A 23,288-nucleotide genomic window follows, 5' to 3' on the forward strand; every position below is an offset into this window, starting at 1 on the left:
ACATGGTATGCCTGTGTTCGGGGCAGTTTGCATTTAATAATGATCAACTTACGTACGCATATTCTCCGGGTATTTTCTTTTATCGGGCTGATGCTTTTTTTATCGGCGTGTTCAACCTATAATCAAAGTGTTGCTCCTTATTACAAAAATGTATCGGCCGGTAACTATCCACAGGCTGAGAAGGAGCTTGATAATAATAGCCTGATTCAAAAGCCCCGAAATAAGCTCCTGTACCTGATGGAGAAGGGGAGGATCTGCCATTTAAAAGGCGAGTACGAAAATAGCAACAACTACTTTAACCAGGCCGATCAGTTGCTTGATGAAGGTTTGACCAGCGCATCTGACGCCGCTGTTGGCGTTTTGCTTAATTCCGCATCGCAAAGGTATAAAGGAGAGGATTTTGAAAAGTTCATGATCCATTATTATAAGGCGCTCAATTATTTGTACCTGAATAAAACAGAGGATGCAATTGTTGAAGCCCGTCGTATTACTTTACAGGCTCAGGAACAGGGCGATAAGTATAACAATAAAGACAGCCGTTACTCAAACGACGCTTTTTCGCTGACGTTGCAGGGGATGTTGTACGAAAGCAACAACGATGTAAACAATGCATTTATATCATACAGGAACGCGGCTGAGATCTATCTTAAAAGTCCTGATAAAACTTATTACGGTACCCCGATGCCCGTTGAACTGCAGGAGGACGTGATCCGCACGGCAAAGCTGAACGGTTTTACAACAGAAGCTGACCAGTTTGAAACAACCTTTGGCATTAAATATGAACCTGTAAAACCATCGGACGGTGGTGAGCTGATATTTTTTTGGGAGAACGGCCTTGCCCCGGTAAAAACGCAGGTCGACCTGTTTTTTAGCCTGATTCGTAACAGCAACGGCGACTTGTTTTTCACGGATGCTGCCGGAGGCCTGGTAATTCCCTTTAATTACGACGGTGACAGGAACAGGGTGAACACCAAGTCGGTTGAAAGCCTACGGGTTGCATTTCCTAAATATGTTGCGCAAACGCCATATTATTCAAGCGCAAGTATCTCGGTTAATAACCAGGATGCGTCATTGGTAAAAGCTGAAGATATTAATGAGCTGGCATTTAAAACTTTGCAGCAGCGTGCATTAAAAGAGATGAGCGGGATCCTGTCGCGCCTTGCGGTGAAAAAGATAGCCGAATATTCGATACGTGCAGCTGCCAAAAGTGATGGCAAAACCAACGGGTTATTGGAAGGACTTGGTTATGGCATTCAGCTTTACAGCTTACTATCTGAAAAAGCGGATACCCGCAACTGGCAAAGCCTGCCAGCTTATATTTCTTATGCACGGATCCCTTTGCAAAAAGGAGATAACCAGGTACATATTACCCTTAAAAATGCCCAGGGCTCTACTGAAACCAAAACCATTACTATACAAGGGAATGGCAGGTTGCAGTTTTATAATTATGCTACCTTGCGATAGCTGGCAACAATATTTGAGATTTTTATATAAATAAAAAAGCCATTTGCTGTTAAGGGCAGATGGCTAATTTATATTGATAGGGTTTAGGTTCGATATTTAAATACTTTTCTAAGTATTTTTCAAAAATAGCTTTAATATTATCTCCTTGAAATACCCCTTTATCAGTATATTTAAGTATTTCACGGTTCGCTTTCAAAAAAACTAAAATATCTACTGCAATTGCCAGCTCTGTAATCTTTCGGTGTATTGAACCATCAATAGTTTTCATCACATATTGAAAGCAGGTTTAAGCCAGTTGTTTTTCCGTTACCGAGATCAGGTTTACCAGTTCGTTCCCGGCAAGTTCAATAGCACCGTCATTCTGTATTTGGATGCAGTTTTCGAGATTGGTGTTGAGTTCGGCAGTGCGGGCTATACGATTGGCTATTTCTTCAGTGTTTTCCCGTCCTCGCCCAACCAGGCGACTTGCAATAGCTTCGGGACTCGCAGTTACTAATATTACTATCAGATCGGGGTAGAGCCGTTGTGCAACGGGCAGGTATTCGCGCGATCCGTTAACCACCACATTAAAGCCTTTATTAAGCCAGTTGTTTATTTCCTGGCCTATGCCATAGTATTTATCGTGGCTGCCCCAGCTTAAAGCAAACATCCCGGCTTTGCTTCTTAATGCAAATTCCTCATTGGTTAAGCTAACGTGGTTCTCATTGCCAGAAAATGGCGGACGGGTAATATACCGGTGTGCAAATACCACATTTTCCGATCCGTTAATTTGCTTGCGGGCGTAATTCATCAAGGTGTCTTTGCCTGCTCCGGATGCGCCAATAACATAAAATAGCTTGCTCATGGTGGTTTTTTATGGATGAAAAGAGCGGATTGTTTGAACCGCTATATTTTGGATGGTAAAATTACCGATTGACGGCAGGTTGTTTATAGTCAATTTATTACAAGTGTTGTGGTGATACCGAAATGATCGCTCGGGTATAAGCCGGTTTCTTCATCAGGCACATTTAATACCACTGCCGAATCAATAAATCGCGGGTAACTATCCGTACCGGGGAAGGGCAAAGTGAAAATCTGATCAACACATACCTGTTTGTTGGCTTTGTAATAGGCATCCGTAAGGCTGTATCTCGGTTCTGTACCATTGCCTTCGGTATAACAATCAGCAGCTTTAGATAATTCCCGGAAAGTCATAACCTCTTCCGAATCGGGTGTAGCATTAAAGTCGCCGCAAATAATGTGGTATGGCTTTGGGGTTTCCTCAATAACAAAACCCGCAAGGGCTTCGGCCTGGGCTTTTCTTAGGCCTTTATGCTGCCCCAGGTGTGTGAGATGGGTAGTGGTAACAGTAACTGTTTTTCCCGATGGCAGGTTTACGTTTACCCGGAAAGCTTTGCGGTCGTTATCTTCGACTACTACAGGTAAATCAAAATTCCCGGCTTCGGTAACCGGGTAAATTGATAATATGCCCAGGCCCGATGTACTGTTGACCACCCTGCCTTCAAACAGGCGTTTTTTTGACCGGCCCGGTAAAAAACAATAGTGCATATTTAATTCGGCAGCCAGAAAATTCAGGGTATCGGCATTTGCTTCTTCACTGTAAAAACATTCCTGGCAAGCTATAACATGAGGCTTTAATTGTTTAAGTTGTTTGGCAAGTATGCCCATGCGCACCCGATACTCACCATCACATTTCCATGTATTTATGGTGACAATTTTAACATTTTCCACTCAGGCAATATCAGCAATCTAAATTATACAATCAATATTCGGTAATTATTAACTGACAACACCGGCCTGGCGATGCTGATCAGGAACCTGCCGGTTAACCCATGTAAAATCTACAGTATAAAAGTTCCAAATCAGCGTGGCAAGAGGCAAGGTGTTTTCGGCAAACAGGTTTATAAAACTATTAATTTCACATATAGCAATTTAAATTTAAACCAGTTCATTAGCTTTAGGCTTTTTGCGTTTTGCTTTTAGTTCGTGTTTAATTTTATCATAATAAAAAATTAGCGTTATGGATACTTCACTTTTTGAATCGGTTGATCAGTATATAGGTAATTTGTTTGAGGATGAAGACGCGGTGCTGAAAGGTACTTTGAAATCAATGGAGGATGCCGGTATTCCGGGTATCAATGTGTCGGCTAACCAGGGTAAATTTTTACAGGTACTGGCCCGTTTATGCGGTGCGAAAAAGATCCTGGAAATAGGTGCGCTTGGCGGTTACAGTACCATTTGGCTGGCACGCGCGCTGCCTGCCGATGGACTGCTCATTACGCTTGAACTGGAGCAGGCTTATGCTGATGTTGCCCGCCTGAATATCATCGAAGCCGGTTTGGACCCTGTGGTTGAAATTAAAGTAGGCAAAGCAATGGAGAGCCTCGCAACCCTTGAAGCCAATGATGAAGGCCCGTTTGATATGATCTTTATTGATGCCGATAAGCCACCTTATACCGAATATTTTGAATGGGCGCTTAAACTTTCCAGGCCCGGTACCCTTATTGTTGCAGATAATGTAATCCGCGAAGGTAAAGTACTTGATGATAACTGTGATGATGAGCGCGTTAGCGGGGTGCAGCGTTTTAATAAAGTGCTTGCCGCCAACCAACAGGTAACAGCCACCATTATCCAAACAGTAGGTACCAAGGAGCATGATGGCATGGCTATAGCTGTTGTGAAGTAATTTTTTAATACCACGTCGGCGGGCTGTTTCGGTAAACGGAGTGCTTTACAAACCGTTGGCTCCTTTGCTACAGCTGTGTTTGCACGTACAGAATGTGGTGCATATTTATTTTACATTTTTTAAAACAAAGCAAGTGAAAGCGCATTAACCTCTAACCTCTAACCTCTAACCTCTAACCTCTAACCTCTAACCTCTAACCTCTAACCTCTAACCTCTAACCTCTAACCTCTAACCTCTAACCTCTAACCTCTAACCTCTAACCTCTAACCTCTAACCTCTAACCTCTAACCTCTAACCTCTAACCTCTAACCTCTAACCTCTAACCTCTAACCTCTAACCTAAATTTTCATTTTTTTTTGAAAGTTTAAAAACTTGTTTATATTTGTGCATGGAATTGGCAGAGGCAAAGTTAAAGTTCATTGAGGCCTGGGGTAAGCTGGGGTCGGAGTGGGGGATTAACCGTACCATGGCCCAGGTACATGCTTTGCTGATGATCTCGCCAGAGGCTTTGACCACTGAAGAAGTGATGGCCGAATTAAGCATATCACGCGGTAATGCCAATATGACCCTGCGCGACCTCATTGATTGGGGTTTGGTTGAAAAGCGGCATAAAACCGGCGAGCGTAAGGAGTTTTTTTACGCCGAAAAAGATGTATGGACTATAGCCCGCTGTGTTGCCGAAGAACGTAAAAAGCGCGAGCTTACACCAATCATTAAAATACTTGATCAACTGGCTGAGGTTGATGGCGATACAAAAGATCCGGCTTATAAAACATTTAAAACCACGGTTACTGATATAAATAAGCTAGCTAATAACGTGAACAAAACACTTGATACCATGCTCAAGGCCGAAGAGAACTGGTTTTTTGGTTCGATATTGAAAGTGTTTAAATAAATTTTTTTACAAAAAAATTTCAATTTTTACTGAAAATTCTAAATAATTAATAATAACTAAACCTTTGTATCATGAACTACTTTATTTTAACCTATGTCATTTACCTGTTGGCAAGCATAGCATTAACAGTATGGGTTGCCAAAGTGCTGTTTAAAAACGGGCGTATATTTTTAGTGGATATTTTTCACGGCAACAGTGAACTGGCCGATTCTGTGAACAAGCTGCTTGTGGTAGGCTTTTACCTCGTAAATATAGGCTATATGGGCCTGGCCTTAAAGGAGTATGGCAGTATTGCCAGTATGCAGGTAGTGGTTGAAGTACTGAGTTATAAAGTGGGCTGGATAATTTTAATATTGGGCGGTATGCATTTCCTAAATCTTGTCATTTTCTTTAAGCTGCGTAATCGTGCTAAACGGGAAAATGCATTTACTATAAATGCTTAGTTTTTAGTTTTGTTTTGACGGGGTAGGCGATTATTTGCCTGCTCCGTTTTTTTTCGGGAATATATCCTGTATATCAGGCGGCATTTCTTAACTGCCTGTTTATACTATCCAACAAAACATCGATATCAAAAGGCTTAGCTATAAAATCATCAGGCGAACCGGCCTGGCTGAGCATACCCGGATTATGGCTTGCCGAAATTAATATAATAGGGATGTTTTTGGTTTCCTGTTGGTTTTTAAGGGTCTTGCAAAGTTCACGGCCATCTAAATTGCCGAGCATAATGTCAAGCAAAATCAAATCGGGTTCATGTTGCTTTATCCGGTCAAACAAATTTTTGCCTTCAGTTAAGGTATCAACCTCATAGCCTGAATCTTCCAGTATATATTTTATGATTTCTAAAATATCTTTGTCGTCGTCCACCGCTAATATCCGTCGCATAAGTAATCTGTTAAAAAAATGTATCAGCAAAAAAGTCAATGGCGATATGGCTTTATACAATATCAGAAAAATTAGAGCAATTTTTATACCAAGTATTATGCTGAACTATCTTAATCCAAATTTGTAGTTTATACGGCTTTATATGGGAATACTCTGTAATTCTGTATTTATAACATATACAACGATTATATTTTTGTATACAAATAAGGTCGGGGCTTTAAAATAACAGTATTAGAGGGGGTATAAACGCAGAGTATCTGCATTTTCTGATAATAACAGGGTATCAATACACCGAAGAAATTGATTAATTGAAAATTATTTGATGAAAACGTGAGCCGACTTTTTGCACTTTGCGCAAAAATATTTCCTGACCGGTATAAAAAACAGGACGTTTTTCAAAAACCAACTCCTTCGCATCTGGAAGTGGTAAGGGGCTCCGCATTTTGAACAATAATATCTTTTCTTTGACTTGGCTTCGTTTTCTTCCACAAACTTAAAATAACAGGCAGCCAAAATACAATATCTATATTATGGTGAAGAAGAAAAGGAAGGAAAAGTACTTTTAAGTAAGTGTTGATTTCTTTTTATGAAATAAATTATCGTAATACGTATCTCTTGCGTTGGCATTTGAAGCACATGTACCTCTTTAAAGGGAGAAAAAACAAAACTTTTTTCACAAAAAAGCCTCTGGGCACACGGTTATCAAGCTCTGATTTACACCTTGGGCATACTGGTGCCTTTTTTACTTCTGTTTTCTCGTGTTGATTTATTGATAGTACCATAATACAATCAGGGGCTTATTGTATTTAATTAATTATTTTGCTTTAACCTATAAAACAAAGTTAAAATAATTACCAATATTTCAATCATGCTCTTTAAGTATTGATAATTAATCAATTTATGCCTCGAAAATGTGCTGTATTTGTAATGCTGAATGCTTTAAAGCGCTATCTTTGCCTTTTTTATAATTATTATCCCGGTTTAGCAGAAGAAAAAAATGAAATAAAGGTTAAATGGATAGTGCAAGAGGGAGGTAAATTGACCGCTGAGGTTGGGATTACGTTTTTAAAGCAGGTTATTAACCTTTTCAACAAGTTCGGTCAAATCAAATGGTTTGTTGATTATTGCGTCGCACCCGTAGCCGATGAGCTCATTTTCATTGTTCACATAGGCCGAGAATATAATAACAGGAGTATTGCCAAATTTAGGATGTACTTTTATGTTTCGGCAAATTTCACCGCCATTGGTACCCGCTACCCGGTAATCAAGTATAACAAGGTCCGGTTCAAAACTCTCAATTAACGGAAGCACATCGGTGCTTATTGATGTACTTTTAACTTCAAATTGTTCATAAGTAAGGGTTTCATGCACAATATCAAGTATGTCTTGATTGTCGTCTAATACTAAAATACGCTTTACCATAATAAAAGTTAAAGAAATAAATGCCGAAAAGGTATTAAAGTATGTGTTAAAATTACAGTATCCTGTAAAATAGCGGTTTGGGTTAATCTTAATCGGATAAAACTTTAACGCAAAATTAAAACTATTTTTTATAAAATTAATAAAACAATGCTATAAATAGCAACATGTTGTATGTTAGTTACACAAACTGCTTGTTTTTCAAGTACAAATGACAAAATTAAAAGGCTTATTGATTATTCAGGCCGGGCTATCAAAGCTTTTACCATATAAAAACCCTAAACTCAAATTTTGTTATTACTTTAGTTGGCATCAGCAGGTGCCCTATACTGAGGTTGCACGCCCGCTGGCCACACATAACCTATAACTTAATGGTACTGTTAACTATCTTTTTTTGTATTGTTTTACTGGTTTTGCTGGTGAGCCTGGTAAAAATAAACCCTTTTATTGCCTTTCTCATTGTTTCGATAATTGCAGGATTGTTATTGGGCATACCCATTAATAAGATAACCGCTTCCGTTCAAAAAGGCATGGGTGATATTTTAGGTCAGCTGCTCATCATTATTTGCCTGGGCGCTATGCTTGGGAAGCTGGTTGCTGTGAGCGGGGCCGCGCAAAAAATAGCGAGTGTACTTGTTGCCGCCGTAGGCGAAAAATATATTCAATGGGCGCTGGTTGCAGCCGGGTTTATTATAGGCATTCCGCTGTTTTATGGTATTGGCTTCGTGCTGATGGTACCGCTGATATTTTCGGTGGTTTACAAGTATAAACTGCCGGCTGTGTATATAGGCTTACCCATGCTGGCTTCGCTGTCGGTAACGCATGGTTTTTTGCCCCCGCACCCGTCGCCATCGGCATTAGTGGCTTTATTTCACGCTAATATGGCAACTACCTTTATTTACGGACTTATGATAGCTATTCCGGCTATTATACTGGCGGGACCGGTGTTTGCACAATTTCTTAAAAAAATCCCGTCGGAGCCGCTGGCTACTTTCAGGGCTGAAGAGTTACCTGCCGAAAAGCTGCCCGGCGCGTTCAATAGCTTTTTTACGGCTTTATTGCCGGTTTTGCTTTTAATGCTTACCGCATTTTTTCCATACCTTAACATACAGGATCCGGGTGTAGCAAAGTTTATCACATTTCTTGGCGATCCCTCAATTGTTATGCTGATAGCGCTTATGGTTGCCACTTATACTTTAGGTATAAAACAAGGTAAAAGCATGGGCCAGCTTGCGGGCAATTTTACCGATGCCGTGAAGGATGTGGCCTTGATATTATTGATCATAGCAGGATCGGGCGCCTTTAAAGAAGTTTTAACCGCCAGCGGTGTAAGTGGCCAGATAGCATCGCAGCTGCAATCGTTCAATTTGCCGCCGTTGTTATTAGGCTGGGTGATAGCCGCTATTATCCGCATTAGTTTGGGCTCGGCAACGGTTGCCGGACTAACAGCTGCAGGCATTGTTGCGCCGCTGGTTTTGCAAAATCATATTAATCCCAATTTAATGGTATTATCTATCGGGGCCGGGAGCCTGGCATTTTCGCACGTCAACGACTCGGGTTTTTGGCTTTATAAAGAGTATTTTAATTTAAGTATTAAGGATACTATAAAATCATGGTCGTTAATGGAAACGCTTGTTTCTGTTATAGGGCTTGTGGGGTAACCGTTATTAATCTGTTTATTAAATAAAAATATGCTTGTTATCAAAAAACTATCGGCAAGTTTAGCTCTGTTAATTTTTATACTGATTACCGGCAATTGTGTATTAGCGCAGCCGGTTACTGCTCCGGGCAGCTATTATACCTCGTTTGATGGTGTTAAAATCCATTATGAAGCGAAAGGCGATGGCTTCCCGGTGATACTGGTACATGGTTTTTCGGGCACGGGCGAAGGCTGGAAAAAAGGAAAGCTTTATAATGATATGTTAACGGCTGGTTATAAAGTGATTATACTGGATCAGAGGGGCAACGGACGGTCGGACAAGCCCCACAATGATGCGGGTTATGCTAACGATGCCGAAGCTAAAGACATTATGGGCCTGGCTACAAGCCTGGGGCTTAAACGATATGATATTGTTGGATATTCGCGCGGATCGATCATTACTTCGCGCGTGTTTGTGCTTGATAAGCGGGTTCAAAAGGCGGTAATGGGCGGCATGGGCGATGCTTATACTAACCCCGAATGGCCGCGAAGGGTTCACGCTTATAAGGCTTTAATGGGCGATACCAGTTTTCATGATGTTGATGGGATGATCAAATATATCCACAGTAACCCTTTTGATGAACTTGCTTTAGCCTATCAGCAAAAGTGGCAGCCATCAACCAGCAAACAGGAATTAGCTATGGTAAAAATCCCGGTACTGCTCATAGATGGGACCGAAGATCATGATAACGGCGACGAGGTTGCTCTTCATAAACTCATTCCCGGCTCAAAGCTGGTTCACGTTCCGGGCGATCATAACAGCGCCAGCCGCACTCCCGAATTTTCAAAAGCTGTAATGGCTTTCCTGAAATAAACATTGTCGGTTAACATTCAATTGTTGAATTTTTGTGCCGCTATTTTCGATAATGGTCTATTATTTGCATGAGTGTTTATGTTAACACTTATAAATACATACCATTATGAAAAAGCTAATGATATATATGTGCTTTTTAATTGGCCTGATGCTATCCATCAGTATCACTGCCAATGCACAAACCACACAGAAAAAGGGAATAAGCAAACAAGGCAAAGGCGCAATCATAGGTGGAGCAGGCGGTGCAATTGCGGGTGGCCTTATTACGCATAGTGCGGGCGGCGCTTTAGTTGGCGGTGCGCTTGGTGCCGGTGGCGGTTATATTATCGGTAATGAAGCCCGCCGGCGCGAAGAGAAAAGGCAGCGTGCTGCCCGCATTGCCTGGCGCAGGGCACATCCCCATCACCATTATACCACAACCAAAACAACCGTAACAAAACAAACAACCTATCATTAATTTAAATGGTTGTTATAAAGGCCTGTAGGTTTCAATGCTTACAGGCCTTTTTTATTTAAATTAATTTAGCTAAATTGAAGCGATTGCCCTGTTTTATCCGTTATTAAAATTATTAACAGCCAAACAGCAAGTCAATATTTTTCGTTTAAGGTACGATGGTAAAAGGGTTATTCGTAATAGTTTTATGTTTGATTCCGGCAATGTTGCTGGCACAGCAGCCGGTTGCAGATACCATCAGCATAAAAAAAGATTCAGTACCGCAACGAGATGTTATTGACATTGTACGTTCGCTTTTTAAAATACAACCCCGGCACCAGGCGACTCAACGGAAAAAGATCTACTTTTCTGTTTTTCCCACCTCAACAACCGATGGGCGGAGTGGCGGAAAAGCATTGTTTACTTCAACAACAGCTGGGTTTTACCTGGGGGATGAAGCTACTACTAATTTATCAAGCTTTACTTTTACCCCTTATTTTAATTTGAAGGGGAGGTACGGCTTGCCTATCCGGTCAAATATCTGGCTTAATAATAATGAGTGGAATATACAGGGTGATACCCGGCTGATGGTTTACCCTCAATATACCTGGGGCTTGGGTGGCAACCAGGGGTCAGCGGATAAGTTTTTGATAAATTATAATTATCTCCGCTTTTATCAAAGCGTGTTAAAGCAGATTAAGCCATACTTTTATGCCGGATTAGGCTATAATTTGGATTACTATATGGATATTGAAAGCAACGGCGATCAAAACCTGCGTAAGTTTACCGGTTATAAATATGGTACTGCGGCCGATCAGGATGCGTTTTCATCGGGTGTAACGCTCAATTTATTATATGATTCGCGCAAAAACTCAATCAATCCACTACCCGGGGCTTATACCAACATAGTTTACCGGGTTAATGCCAAGGCCTTTGGAAGCCATACCGACTGGAGGTCACTGTATATCGATATGCGTAAATATGTGCAGTTAACCAACTCGGGGCCTAAAAACGTGCTGGCTTTCTGGGCCTATTACTGGACAACACTTACGCCCCGCACACCTTATCTTAACCTGCCAAGTCTTGGCTGGGAACCTTATCAGCGATCGGGCAGGGGATTTCCGCAAAGCCGTTACCGGGGCGACAGGCTGGTATATTTTGAAACTGAATACCGCCGCGATATCACCCGCAATGGTTTATTGGGCTTTGTAGTATTTGCTAACGTAAACTCCGTTACCGAGCCTGAAAACCATGCTTTTGTGTATTGGCACCCAGCCGCCGGCACAGGCCTGCGTTTTAAGTTCAATAAAAAAACAGGAACCAATATCAGCCTCGATTATGGCATGAGCAAAAACTTTTCATCAATAAGTCTTAATTTAGGCGAGGCGTTTTAGGGGAGTTCATAGTCGATGGTCCATAGACAATTGCCTGGGCTTTGAAAAATCACTAAGATACAATAAATCCAATACCACCATCGACCATGGCCTATTGACCATGGACCAAATAAATATGACCCAACAAAAATATACAGTACTGATCCTCATATTGGGTTCGCTTACGGCACTTGGCCCTTTTTCTATTGATATGTACCTGCCGGGCTTTAAAGCCATAGCTAAGTACTTGCATACCAGTACCGATGAGGTAGCGCTGTCATTATCGAGCTATTTTATTGGTATTGCTGCCGGGCAATTACTTTATGGGCCGTTGCTCGACAGGTTTGGCCGTAAAAACCCCTTATACTGGGGGCTTGGGCTTTATATAGTATCATCAATGGGCTGTTTTTTCTCTTCATCGCTCGAAATGCTTATTGCACTGCGTTTTTTTCAGGCGGTGGGCAGCTGTGCTGCAAGCGTAGCTGCTATGGCCATGGTGCGCGATTTGTTCCCGGTTGAGGATAATGCCAAAGTATTTTCGTTGCTGATCCTGGTACTCGGTGCTTCGCCCATGCTGGCCCCTACCGTAGGCAGTTATATTACCGCGGCTTTTGAATGGCAGGTCATTTTCCTGGTATTAACTATTATAGCGGTGCTCATATTGCTGTCCGTAATATTCTGGCTCCCCGAAAGCTATCAGCCCGATCCTGCTTATTCTTTAAAACCAGGGCCGATTATAGGGCATTTTATAACAGTTTTAAAGGATGCGCAGTTTGTAACCTATGCCATAGGCGGCGCGTTCGCTTTCGCGGGTTTGTTTGCCTATGTTTCGTCATCGCCCATTGTGTTTATTGAAGGTTTTAAAGTAAGCGAAAAACAGTTCGGCTGGATCTTTGCAGGGCTTTCGGTCGGGTTTATTGGTTCAAGTCAGCTAAACAGTGTGCTGATAAAAAAATACAAAAGCGAACAAATGATAGGCGCATCACTTATTTTAATGGTGATTATCTCCACATTTTTTTTGGCGGGTTCATTAAATCATTGGTTCGGGATAGGTGGTACTATAGCGATGATATTTGGAGTGTTATGCTGCGTTGGCATTTGCGCGCCCAATACATCAGCATTATCCCTTGCTCCCTTCTCTAAAAATGCGGGTTCGGCTTCTGCAATATTAGGCGCATCGCAAATGGCCGTGGGGGCCTTGTCATCTATCGGTATCTCGGTAATAAAACAACATAGTTCGCTGCCCATGGCGGCGGTTATGGCGGCGTCATCAATTTTGGCACTCCTGATTGTTTTTATTGGCAAGCGGTTTATAAAAAACAAGGTTGAAGCCAGGGGAGATGTTGTTGCGGCACATTGAACCTTGATTTTAGGATTACAGGATTAGCTTGATTTTAAATTACTTGTAAGTGCAGGCCAGAAGGCTGTACCTTGTGGCCTGCAAGCAAAGAATCAACTGATTTAAAATTTGCTTGCCCGCAAAGCTGTAACCTTTGAGCCTTCGGGGCCGGTACTTTCAAAAACTATCTTATTTTCGTTTAGTTCCGAAACGTAAAAAACGAAATTGCGGGTTTTGCCGTCAGGGAGTTTCTCGGTTACATTCATGTTGCTGCCATTCAGGGTAAAAGAGCCGTGCGACAGGAACTTGCCGCCCCACACAATCAGGAATTTCATTTCGGGCGTAAACTGAATATAAGGTACGTTGGCATCCAACTCGGCTTGTTTTACGGTATCGGGCGGGCTGGCATCTGGATGCTCAATTTTTATATATTTCCATTTTCCGGTAAGCGTCCTAACCGAAACTTCAGGTTTACATGATGCTATAAAAAGCACCACTACAGCAAACAATAAAAAGCCTTGTTTTATCATAACAGAAAAATGTTTGGATAAAACTATACAATTGCTTTTGAAATTGAAAGCGCGAACGGAGGCATAGTCTTTAGCCTAAAGCCGTAAGTCTGAAATGCGGTGAGGAAAAAGAGACTTTTTGACTTCCGACTTAAGACTATCGACTTTACACTATTATTTCTTCGTGCCTTTCCTTGTACGCTCTTCGGCTTGCTTCACTTCATCTTTTTCACTTAGTGGGCCTTCGGTTTTGATCTCTTTGGCTTTTTGTCCACCCGCTTTTGCCGGACTTATCCTGGTACCTTCTTTTTTGATGTCTTTGGGGATACTCATAGCGGTAATGTTAAGTATTCATTAAACAATAGGATACTTATTTAACTACACCTGTTGTAAAATGTTTCCTGAAAATCATTTTAAAATTTACTTTCTGTGTATCAATTAATTACATGAATTTGACTATGCCCCTAAAATATTTTTAAGATTTTTCGTAACAAAGTATAGTTGCAACTGTCTTAATGACACTATATAGCCAAGGTACTCTTCCAGGTAAGCTATAAGTATTGTGAGGGCCCGCACCTTAAGGGTTCCGTTAAAAAAATCAAAAACAATCTTTAAAAAAATGGACAATCTAATTGTTAGTCTGTGGTGGGTTATACCCGTCATAGTGTTATTGCTGATGTACAAATTTGTTTTGCGCGTGTTTTGTGGCATGGTAATCGTTCCTGACGACCGTATCGGACTGGTGATCAAAAAGTTTGCCCTTACAGGTAATAGCCGCCTGCCCGATGGCCGTATCATAGCTACCCAGGGCGAAGCCGGTATGCAGGCCAAAGCGCTTGCCCCGGGTTTATACTGGAAAATGTGGCCATGGCAGTACACCATAGTCATGCAACCTTTTACCATCATTGAACAGGGCAAGCTTGGCCTTGTGAAGGCTAAAGATGGAGCTCCGTTTGATACTGGGCGTGTACTGGGTAAACCGGTTGAATGTGATAAGTTTCAGGATGCTATTGCCTTTTTAAATAACAACGGCCAAAAAGGCCCGCAGGCAGCTTTCCTTACACCAGGTAGTTACCGTATCAATGCATTTTTGTTTGATATTGAGATGGTGCCTATCACGCAGATCCACGAAAATAAAGTGGGGATTATTACCACACTTGATGGTGAACCATTGAATAAAGGTGAGATAGCGGGCGAATCGGTACATGGACATAAAAACTACCAGGATCCGATAGCCTTTATCAACGCCGGCGGCCGTAAAGGGTTGCAGGAGGATGTGATACTTGCCGGTACCTATTATCTTAACCCATGGTTTGTGAGTGTTGAACAGGTAGATATGATCTATATCCCTATTGGTTATGTTGGCGTTGTGAACTCGTTCGTAGGCCCCGAAGGTAAGGATACCAGTGGTGATAATTTTAAACATGGTAACATTGTTAAGCGTAACGAAAAAGGTGTTTGGGACGAACCGCTCGACCCCGGTAAACACCCGGTAAACATCTATACCCACGCTGTTGAAATTGTACCCACAACCAACATCGTATTGAACTGGGCAGATAGCCGCACCGAGTCGCACGAACTGGATAAGAACCTTTGTACCATTACGGTAAGGTCAAGCGATGGTTTTACTTTTAACCTGGATGTGTCACAGATCATCCACGTGCCACGTAACGAGGCACCGAAAGTGATAGCAAGGTTTGGTAAAATGAAAAACCTGGTATCGCAGGTGCTGGAGCCAACCATTGCCAACTACTTCCGTAACTCGGCCCAAAAAAGTGATGTGATCGGCTTCCTGGCCAACCGTATCCAAAGGCAAACTGATGCCCGCGAACACATTGGCCGCGTACTGGAAACCTACAACGTAATTGGTGTGGATACCCTGATAGGTGACATAGTACCTCCGGCAGCGCTGATGAAAACCCTTACCGACCGTAAACTGGCCGAAGAGGAAAAGGTTACTTACGAGATACAGCGCCACGCGCAGATAGAACGTAAAGAATTTGAAAGTGCCCGTGCGGGTGCCGATATGCAGCCTGAGGTAGTAAAATCAACCCGCCAGGTTGAGATTAACACCCAGATGGCTGCTTCAAGGGTTGCCGCTTCAAAAGGTGAGGCAGAAGCTAAGACCATCAACGCAAAAGCCGATGCCGAGGTAAGGATCACGATAGCCAAGGCCGATGCCGAAGCAAAAACAGTGAACGCCAAAGCCGACGCTAACGCCACAGAGGTGAATGGTATGGCCGAAGGTGCCAAGATCAAAGCGATAGGTTTATCAGAAGCCGAGGTTACCAAACAAAAAACCGAAGCCATGGGTACCGAACAATACGCCATAGTGCGTGTGGCCGAAGCTTTGGCTGCTGCAGGTATCAGGTTGGTTCCTGAGATATTGGTAAGCGGCAAAGAGGGTGGTAGCGGCGGTATGATTGATGCCTTGATAGGTACCGAAATGCTCAAAAAACTGCAGATCGAAAACCAGGGAAAGAGCGATGCCACCACTAAAGGCGAATAATTAAAATAGATGCATAAAAATTTGCAGGTTGGTTATGTAATCCCTTCAAATCATGCATCATGGTTAAGGTTTGTGATGAGAGATTTTTGAGGAAGAGTACAAAATAACTCAAAATCCTAAACCTTTTTATTGAAGAGATCAACGGTTGGAGGTTGGTAATTAAATGCCGCCTCCGGCCAAAAGATAATACGTTCTTTATACCTAAACCTTTTTTATAGTGATCAGAGCTTGAAGATTAGAGATAGGTTGCTGTGATAGTATCCGGCTTTATGATTCAATCGCACTGATTTAATTGACGAGGCTTTTAACCTAAACCGATCAATGAACAAGGGCATCCCGCGAGGGGATGCCTTTTGTGTTTTTACAAGTATGCGTTAATTTTATAAGTGTGTATTAAACAAGGCGTCATTGTGGGTAACTACCAGGGAAACCCTGGAAAAATCATAATGACGTTCAAGATATTTTTTAGCGATGGTGAGCGGGGCCGCGTTAGGGATGGGAGCGGATACCGGCCTGTGGCTAAGGCCTCGTGTAGTATGAGCGTACAGCCCGGGCCGCAGGCAACGCCCATGTTGTTCGATTTTAAAAAAAAACACCATTAATAATCAATAACTTACAATTGCATCATTATAAGGCACGAAGACAACCGACTGAAAGGAGCTCATTAATATCTATAAAAAACAAATTATAAATATTAATAATCCCCGATTAGTAGGGCCGCCCTGTGCAGTTTGGGATTGCTTCGTACCTCGCAATGACGCTTCTTTAATATTATGCTATTTAATAAAAATAACGTTTAACGGCCTTTCCTAATCTCCAAACCAATAAAGGTTATAAATCGCTTAGTTTAAATGTGTCCTTAACCCGGATGCCTTTTTCTGTTTGCTGTAAAGTGCAGCATTCATTAACCGGGTCGTGCTCAAAGAATAGTATGTATTCTTTTTCAAGGGCCTCGTTTAAAAATAGTTTTTTCTCAGTAAGCGTTTGAAGCGGGAACATATCATAAGCCATTATGTAGGGGATAGGCAGGTGCCCGACAGATGGTAGCAGATCGGCCATATAGAGTACCTTTTTTCCTTTATAGTTAATAAGCGGCAGCATCATTGATTCGGTGTGCCCGGATACAAAGCGGACCTCAAAATTTTTCAAAAAGTTAATGCCGTCTTCAGTATCAACAAATTTTAGCTGGCCGCTTTCCTGTATCGGGATGATGTTTTCTTTGAAAAAGGAAGCTTTTTCCCGTTCATTAGGGTGTACGGCCCAATCCCAGTGTTTAGGATTACTCCAGTAGGTGGCGTTTTTAAAGGCAGGGAGCAGGTTTTCGCCCTCGCGTACAACGGCCCCGCCCACATGGTCAAAGTGCAGGTGGGTTAAAAATACATCGGTAATATCATTCTTGTGGAAACCAAGAGAGGCCAGCGAACTATCTAAACTTGCATTGCCGTGAAGATAGTAGTGGCTGAAAAACTTTTCGCTTTGCTTGTTGCCTATGCCGGTATCAACTAATACTAACCTGTTTTCATGTTCAACCAGCAGGCAGCGCATGGCCCAGGTGCAAAGGTTGTTTTCATCGGCGGGATTGGTTTTGTTCCAGATGGTTTTAGGAACAACGCCAAACATAGCCCCGCCATCTAATTTGAAAAAGCCGGTATCGATGGTGTGTAGTTTCATTTTAGTTCATGGTTGATGGTTCATAGTTCATAGTCCATAGTCGATGGTCCATAGATAATGGGCGTGACTTATAACGTGCTGATAGGGCTAAATTAGAATAATATTTTAAAGATAAGCTGTAGTTATAAGCTATGAAACTAAAAAGCCTCAAACCAAATGCACTGCATTTAATTTGAGGCTTTAAATATGCGTTGTCGCTATAACTATCAACCATGGTCTGTGGTCTATCGACCATGGGCCAGAATACTACAAGTGGATACACTCGCCGTAAGCTTCGGCAGCGGCTTCCATTACAGCTTCACTCATGGTTGGGTGAGGGTGTACCGATTTGATGATCTCATGACCGGTAGCTTCCAGTTTACGGGCGGTAACTACTTCGGCAATCATTTCGGTAACGTTGTAGCCAAGCATGTGAGCGCCTAAGAACTCGCCGTATTTGGCATCAAATATCACTTTTACAAAGCCATCTTTAGCGCCGGCAGCACTTGCCTTACCCGATGCCGAGAATGGGAATTTACCAACTTTAACTTCATAGCCAGCCTCTTTAGCTGCTTTTTCTGTATAACCAACAGAAGCAACTTCTGGTGAGCAATAGGTACAGCCCGGAATGTTGTTATAATCGAGCGGGTGAGGGTTTTGACCGGCAATTTTTTCAACGCAGATAATACCTTCGGCAGATGCTACGTGTGCCAGGGCCTGGCCTTTAACAATATCGCCAATGGCGTAAACGCCCTCAACATTGGTACGATAGAAATCATCAACCAATACTTTGCCGCGATCGGTTTTAACACCGTTTTCTTCAAGGCCGATGCCTTCAAGGTTGGTAGCGATACCTACTGCAGAAAGAACGATTTCGGCTTCAAGAATTTCGGTGCCGGTAGCTGTTTTTACAGTTACCTTGCACAAATCGCCGCTGGTATCAACCGACTCAACATTTGAACTGGTCATGATGTTGATACCTTGTTTTTTAAGAATGCGGTTTAATCCTTTTGATACATCCTCATCCTCTAACGGAACGATATTATCTAAAAACTCAACTACGGTAACTTTTGTGCCTATTGAGTTGTAAAAATAAGCAAACTCAATACCGATAGCACCCGAACCAACTACAACCATTGATTTGGGTTGCTGCGGCAATACCATGGCCTGGCGGTAACCGATAACTTTTTTACCATCCTGTTTCAGGTTAGGTAACTCGCGCGAGCGGCCGCCTGTTGCTAATATAATGTGTTTTGCACTGTAGGTTTTAGCTGTACCGTCGGCGGCTTTAACTTCAACAGCGCCTTTGCTTTTCAATTTACCAAAGCCAACAAGAACATCTATCTTGTTTTTCTTCATCAAAAACTGAACACCTTTGCTCATGCCATCGGCAACGTTACGGCTTCTTTTAACAACCGCGGCAAAATCAACTTCGCCGGCGCCGTTAATTTTAATACCGTAATCGGCACTGTGGTTAAGGTATTCAAAAACCTGGGCGCTTTTTAATAAAGCCTTGGTTGGGATACAACCCCAGTTCAAACAGATACCGCCTAATGATTCTTTTTCGACAATGGCGGTTTTTAAACCAAGCTGGGAAGCGCGGATAGCAGCAACGTAGCCACCCGGACCAGACCCAATAACAATTACATCGTAATCCATATTATTATTGATATACTTTAATTTCGTTTCAAAGGTAAATAAGCTGCGCGGATTTTTGTGGTTTTTCCGCAGCCCCCTATTTTTTGAATGCCAAAGCTAAGGAAAAGGGCTGAAATCAAAAAATGTACTACCGGTATATATCACCTGCCACGCGTTATTTATATCTGCGCTGTGTCATAAAAGTAAAGGGCGTAAAGCAGCCGTTAAGCCCGGGTATGATTTAAACCATATTATTTGTAATATTTTCATTGTTTTTGGCGATTGTTTTATGGTTTTTATACTTATAATGTAAAATGTTGATAAATATATAATAATTGTTAACGTTAACTTAACATTGGTAATTAGTTCATTAATTATCTTTGCGCCAATTAATTAAACGTATAATTAAAAAAGCAATTTATGAGGAAGCATTACCTTCTTTTATTCATTTTTTCGCTGCTCACACTAAACTTTGCGTTCGCGCAAAACGTTACTACAAGTAGCATGTCTGGTACAGTGGTTGATGAAAAGGGATTACCACTCCCCGGTGTAACCATTACCGCGTTACACACACCCACAGGTACTAATTATTCAACTGTTAGCCGCGCCGACGGCCGTTACAACTTGCCAAACATCCGTGTTGGTGGTCCGTACACTATCAGTTTTAAATTTATTGGTTTTAATACCTTCAGCCAGGATAACATAACGTTATCATTAGGTCAGGACTTTAAGATCAACGCTAAACTTGCACCAACCAATACCGAACTTAAGGAAGTTGTGGTTTCGGGTGTACAGAACAAGGTTATCAATACTTCAAGAACAGGTTCTCAGGAGATTATTAACCGCGCCCAGATCGATCGTTTACCAACTATTAGCAGGTCAATTTATGATTACACTAAATTAACTCCAACTGCAAATGGTACTTCATTTGGCGGCCGTAACGGTAATGGTAACAACTTAACTGTTGACGGTGCCTTGTTCAATAACTCATTTGGTTTATCAAACACATTAGGTGGCCAGGCAAACTCACAGCCAATTTCATTAGACGCGATTGAGCAGATCCAGGTTTCTGTATCTCCTTTCGACGTTAGCCAGGGCCGTTTTGCCGGTACCGGTATCAATACCGTAACCAAATCGGGTACCAACGAATTTAAAGGTAGCGTTTACTACTACAAACGCTCGGCTGGTTTAGTAGGTTTACATACGCTTACTACCGATGTTCAAAAACCAACAGTTGATTATAACCAACGTGGTATCAGCTTAGGTGGCCCGATCATCAAAAACAAATTATTCTTCTTTGTATCAGGCGAGCAGGAAAGGATCAAAGATCCGGCTACTTCTTACACCGCTTTACGCGATGGCCAAACTGCCGGCGGTAGCATTTCACAGGCATCTTATGCTGATTTGACAGCCTTGTCTACCTTCCTTAAAACTACTTATGGTTATAATCCGGGTGCTTTTGAAAACTACCAGTTACGTACGCAATCAGATAAGATCGCTGCCAAATTGGATTGGAATATCGACAAAAATAATACTTTATCATTGAAATATTTCTATTTGAAATCTTTCCGTGATGTGCCTCCAAGCAGTTCAGGTGCGCCTACAGGTGGTCGTGCACCAAGCAGCACTTCGTTGCCGTTCTTTTCATCTTACTATACCATCAACAACAACTTCAATATTGGTATTGCCGAGTTGAACACCCGTATCAGCTCAAACCTTGCCAATAAATTAACTGTAGGTTACCAGGCCCTGCGCGATTTCCGCCAGTCTCCGGGCGGTGGTTCATTCCCATTGGTTGATATCCAAAACCCTAACGGCACTACTTTAACCTCATTTGGTTATGAGCCATTTACTGCCAACAACGTATTGAATACCGATACCTGGCAGGCATCTGATAACTTAACCCTTTACAAGGGTAAACACGAGCTTAACTTTGGCTTATCATATGAATCGAATAAATTTAAAAATGGGTTCGCTCCTAACTACTATGGTGGTTACCGTTTTAAAAGCTTAGATGATTTTTACGCTTCGGCTAAACAAGGCTTGCCAACCGCAACCCGCTACGATTTCCGTTATTCAGCTTTGCCTGATGGCTCGTTCCCGTTTGCTATTGTAAAATCATATACCATCGGCGCCTATGCTCAGGATAAATGGACAGTTAACGATAACTTTAAACTAACTTACGGTATTCGTTTTGATTTACCGGTTTACAATACTGACAGCCAGTATAATACCAATGCAGCAGCGTTAACGGGTTTCAGGGACGGTTACAAGATCAATACTTCACAGTTCCCTAAAACGAATATTCAAATTTCACCAAGGGTAGGCTTTAACTGGGATGTTAACGGCGATGCCAGCACACAAGTTCGTGGTGGTGCAGGTATCTTTACCGGTCCGGTTCCTTATGTATATATATCAAACCAGGCCAGCAACAATGGTGTACAGTTTGGTTCATACAGCATTGTGCCTGGTGCCGGTGGTGTATTACCAACCGACCCCCGTTTGGTTTTCAGCCCGGATGTTAATAAAAACAGGCCAACTGGGGCTGCTGCAAACACTTCATATAACCTGGTTGTTACCGACCGGAATTTCAAATTCCCATCAAACTTCCGTTTAAACCTGGCTTTAGACCAAAAATTGCCATTAGGCATTATCGGTACTTTAGAAGGTATCTATTCAAAAGATATCAACTCGGTATACTTTGTTAACCTTGCGTTGCCTACATCAGGCCAGGCTTTGGTTGGCAGCGATAACCGGATCCGTTACAGCAGTACTACTGTTTATCCTTCAATCCCTGCTGCCCAGGGTGGTAACACAGCGGCGGTGCCTAATATTACCGATGCTATCCTGATGAAAAACACCAGCAAAGGTTATACTTACAGCGTTACCGGCCAGTTACAAAGAACGTTTAAAGAGTTTTACTTTAACGTAGCTTATACTCACTCTGATTCACGCTCGGTTAATGACGGTGGTTCTATCGCCCAGTCAACCTGGAGAGACCGTGTTGTATCCGGCGATCCTAATGCTGATGTTACTTCATATGCTAACTTCTACCAGCCAAACCGTATCATCGCTTCGGTATCATTCCGCAAGGATTATATCAAACACCTTACTACTTCGGTTGGTTTAACCTACGAAAGCGCTAACAACGGTGTTGCTTCATACACTTATAATGGCGACTTGAACGGTGACGGTCAAACTACCAACGATTTGATGTACATCCCTAAAGATGCAAGTGATATCGTGTTGGTAAAAGATAACGCAAATGACCCTCGTACTGTTGACCAAACTTACCAGCAGTTGAACGCGTTTATTAACCAGGACCCATACCTGAGCAAACACCGCGGTCAATATGCTAAGCGTAATGCTCTGGTATTGCCATACTTCCACCTGGTTAACTTTAACTTCACTCAAGATTTATATGCTTCAACCGGTAAAGTTAAAAATACCTTACAGTTTGAGTTTAACATTATTAACCTTGGTAACTTCCTGAACAGGAACTGGGGTAACTTTAAGTTTGTTAACCGTACAAGCCCGTTATCATTTAAAGGTTTATACGCTAACAATGCTAACCCTAATGATCCTAACATCGGTAAGCCAACATTCTCGTTCCCTTATTTTGATGATAAAAACCAGATCCCGCTTACATCAACTTTTGGTAACGGTATTTCGCAGGTATCACGCTGGCAAGCTCAAATTGGTTTAAGGTATCTCTTTAACTAATTGAATTTACCATATGATTTAAAGCCCCGGTCAATTTGTGGCCGTTGCGCAACTAAACTGAGGTTTTCAACTAACCCAGTCGAATAAAGTTCGATTGGGTTAGTTTTTTTATAAACATTTGACAATCAGATATTTGTTTTGTATATTAAGGATATGCAAGGCAAAAAAGATTATCAGGAAAAGCTCTTTATCCGGTTTCAGCTTTCAGACTACGTTCCAGCAGATAACTTCTACAGGCGTTTGAAAAGTATACTC

The 23,288-nt window shown here is 42.0% G+C and carries 20 protein-coding genes; 11 read left to right on the forward strand and 9 right to left on the reverse strand.

The genetic code is table 11. The features are described 5' to 3' along the window. Positions 1–39: 39 nt before the first annotated feature. A complete protein-coding gene (locus tag DIU38_RS03600) occupies positions 40–1,464 on the forward strand; it encodes a COG3014 family protein (RefSeq protein WP_112654529.1) in 1,425 nt (474 codons plus the stop codon). Positions 1,465–1,513: 49 nt separating this feature from the next. Here the strand turns inward: DIU38_RS03600 and DIU38_RS03605 are convergent, their stop codons facing one another. The 3 genes from DIU38_RS03605 to DIU38_RS03615 form a co-directional block, all read right to left on the reverse strand. Further along, a complete protein-coding gene (locus DIU38_RS03605) occupies positions 1,514–1,732 on the reverse strand; it encodes a hypothetical protein (RefSeq protein WP_112654530.1) in 219 nt (72 codons plus the stop codon). An 18-nt stretch (positions 1,733–1,750) separates the two neighbouring features. Further along, entirely contained in the window at positions 1,751–2,308 is a 558-nt protein-coding gene (gene phnN / locus DIU38_RS03610) for a phosphonate metabolism protein/1,5-bisphosphokinase (PRPP-forming) PhnN (RefSeq protein ID WP_112654531.1), read from the reverse strand. A gap of 89 nt (positions 2,309–2,397) precedes the next feature. After that, the gene (locus DIU38_RS03615) at positions 2,398–3,195 is read right to left on the reverse strand and encodes an endonuclease/exonuclease/phosphatase family protein (protein WP_112654532.1); all 798 of its coding nucleotides are present in this window, start codon (positions 3,193–3,195) and stop codon (positions 2,398–2,400) included. A gap of 289 nt (positions 3,196–3,484) precedes the next feature. Between DIU38_RS03615 and DIU38_RS03620 the strand changes: the two genes are divergently transcribed. From DIU38_RS03620 to DIU38_RS03630, 3 genes are all read left to right on the forward strand, one after another. Next, a complete protein-coding gene (locus DIU38_RS03620) occupies positions 3,485–4,150 on the forward strand; it encodes an O-methyltransferase (protein ID WP_112654534.1) in 666 nt (221 codons plus the stop codon). 388 nt (positions 4,151–4,538) lie between these two features. Continuing rightward, positions 4,539–5,045 (forward strand): GbsR/MarR family transcriptional regulator, encoded by a 507-nt coding sequence (locus tag DIU38_RS03625; protein WP_091174387.1) that lies wholly within the window; start codon positions 4,539–4,541, stop codon positions 5,043–5,045. 71 nt (positions 5,046–5,116) lie between these two features. Continuing rightward, a complete protein-coding gene (locus DIU38_RS03630; protein ID WP_112658459.1) occupies positions 5,117–5,488 on the forward strand; it encodes a hypothetical protein in 372 nt (123 codons plus the stop codon). A 73-nt stretch (positions 5,489–5,561) separates the two neighbouring features. On the opposite strand, the gene DIU38_RS03635 is transcribed toward DIU38_RS03630, so the two are convergent. Both DIU38_RS03635 and DIU38_RS03640 read right to left on the reverse strand, forming a co-directional pair. Then, positions 5,562–5,927, reverse strand: coding sequence for a response regulator (locus tag DIU38_RS03635; RefSeq protein WP_112658461.1), 366 nt, complete (start codon positions 5,925–5,927; stop codon positions 5,562–5,564). Positions 5,928–6,992: 1,065 nt separating this feature from the next. Next, positions 6,993–7,349 (reverse strand): response regulator, encoded by a 357-nt coding sequence (locus tag DIU38_RS03640; protein ID WP_091174373.1) that lies wholly within the window; start codon positions 7,347–7,349, stop codon positions 6,993–6,995. A 368-nt stretch (positions 7,350–7,717) separates the two neighbouring features. Here DIU38_RS03640 and DIU38_RS03645 point away from each other — a divergent pair, with 368 nt between their 5' ends. The 5 genes from DIU38_RS03645 to DIU38_RS03665 all read left to right on the forward strand — a co-directional run bounded on the left by DIU38_RS03645 (position 7,718) and on the right by DIU38_RS03665 (position 13,025). Continuing rightward, positions 7,718–9,007 carry a gluconate:H+ symporter gene (locus tag DIU38_RS03645; RefSeq protein ID WP_149354021.1) on the forward strand — a complete coding sequence of 430 codons (1,290 nt, stop codon included), beginning with the start codon at positions 7,718–7,720 and terminating at the stop codon, positions 9,005–9,007. 30 nt (positions 9,008–9,037) lie between these two features. Then, positions 9,038–9,859, forward strand: coding sequence for an alpha/beta fold hydrolase (locus tag DIU38_RS03650; RefSeq protein WP_112658465.1), 822 nt, complete (start codon positions 9,038–9,040; stop codon positions 9,857–9,859). 106 nt (positions 9,860–9,965) lie between these two features. Then, positions 9,966–10,316 carry a glycine zipper domain-containing protein gene (locus DIU38_RS03655; protein ID WP_090533047.1) on the forward strand — a complete coding sequence of 117 codons (351 nt, stop codon included), beginning with the start codon at positions 9,966–9,968 and terminating at the stop codon, positions 10,314–10,316. A gap of 200 nt (positions 10,317–10,516) precedes the next feature. Then, the gene (locus DIU38_RS03660) at positions 10,517–11,686 is read left to right on the forward strand and encodes a BamA/TamA family outer membrane protein (RefSeq protein ID WP_243770827.1); all 1,170 of its coding nucleotides are present in this window, start codon (positions 10,517–10,519) and stop codon (positions 11,684–11,686) included. 100 nt (positions 11,687–11,786) lie between these two features. Further along, positions 11,787–13,025, forward strand: coding sequence for a multidrug effflux MFS transporter (locus DIU38_RS03665; protein ID WP_244311257.1), 1,239 nt, complete (start codon positions 11,787–11,789; stop codon positions 13,023–13,025). Between the two features lie 101 nt (positions 13,026–13,126). Here DIU38_RS03665 and DIU38_RS03670 read toward each other — a convergent pair whose 3' ends face one another. Continuing rightward, positions 13,127–13,534 (reverse strand): hypothetical protein, encoded by a 408-nt coding sequence (locus DIU38_RS03670; RefSeq protein WP_112658471.1) that lies wholly within the window; start codon positions 13,532–13,534, stop codon positions 13,127–13,129. A 153-nt stretch (positions 13,535–13,687) separates the two neighbouring features. Continuing rightward, positions 13,688–13,846: a hypothetical protein gene (locus DIU38_RS32890; protein ID WP_167516071.1), complete on the reverse strand. Its 159-nt coding sequence runs from the start codon at positions 13,844–13,846 to the stop codon at positions 13,688–13,690. A 286-nt stretch (positions 13,847–14,132) separates the two neighbouring features. Between DIU38_RS32890 and DIU38_RS03675 the strand changes: the two genes are divergently transcribed. Further along, entirely contained in the window at positions 14,133–16,022 is a 1,890-nt protein-coding gene (locus DIU38_RS03675; protein ID WP_112658473.1) for an SPFH domain-containing protein, read from the forward strand. A gap of 831 nt (positions 16,023–16,853) precedes the next feature. Here DIU38_RS03675 and DIU38_RS03680 read toward each other — a convergent pair. Both DIU38_RS03680 and lpdA read right to left on the reverse strand, forming a co-directional pair. Next, positions 16,854–17,693, reverse strand: coding sequence for an MBL fold metallo-hydrolase (locus DIU38_RS03680; RefSeq protein WP_112658477.1), 840 nt, complete (start codon positions 17,691–17,693; stop codon positions 16,854–16,856). Between the two features lie 246 nt (positions 17,694–17,939). Then, positions 17,940–19,331 carry a dihydrolipoyl dehydrogenase gene (lpdA, locus tag DIU38_RS03685; RefSeq protein ID WP_091174351.1) on the reverse strand — a complete coding sequence of 464 codons (1,392 nt, stop codon included), beginning with the start codon at positions 19,329–19,331 and terminating at the stop codon, positions 17,940–17,942. 399 nt (positions 19,332–19,730) lie between these two features. Here lpdA and DIU38_RS03690 point away from each other — a divergent pair, with 399 nt between their 5' ends. Further along, entirely contained in the window at positions 19,731–23,033 is a 3,303-nt protein-coding gene (locus DIU38_RS03690; RefSeq protein WP_112658479.1) for a TonB-dependent receptor, read from the forward strand. The last annotated feature ends 255 nt before the right edge of the window (positions 23,034–23,288 follow it).

The sequence above is a fragment of the Mucilaginibacter metallidurans genome (assembly GCF_003286435.2).
Taxonomy (GTDB): Bacteria; Bacteroidota; Bacteroidia; order Sphingobacteriales; family Sphingobacteriaceae; genus Mucilaginibacter; species Mucilaginibacter gossypii.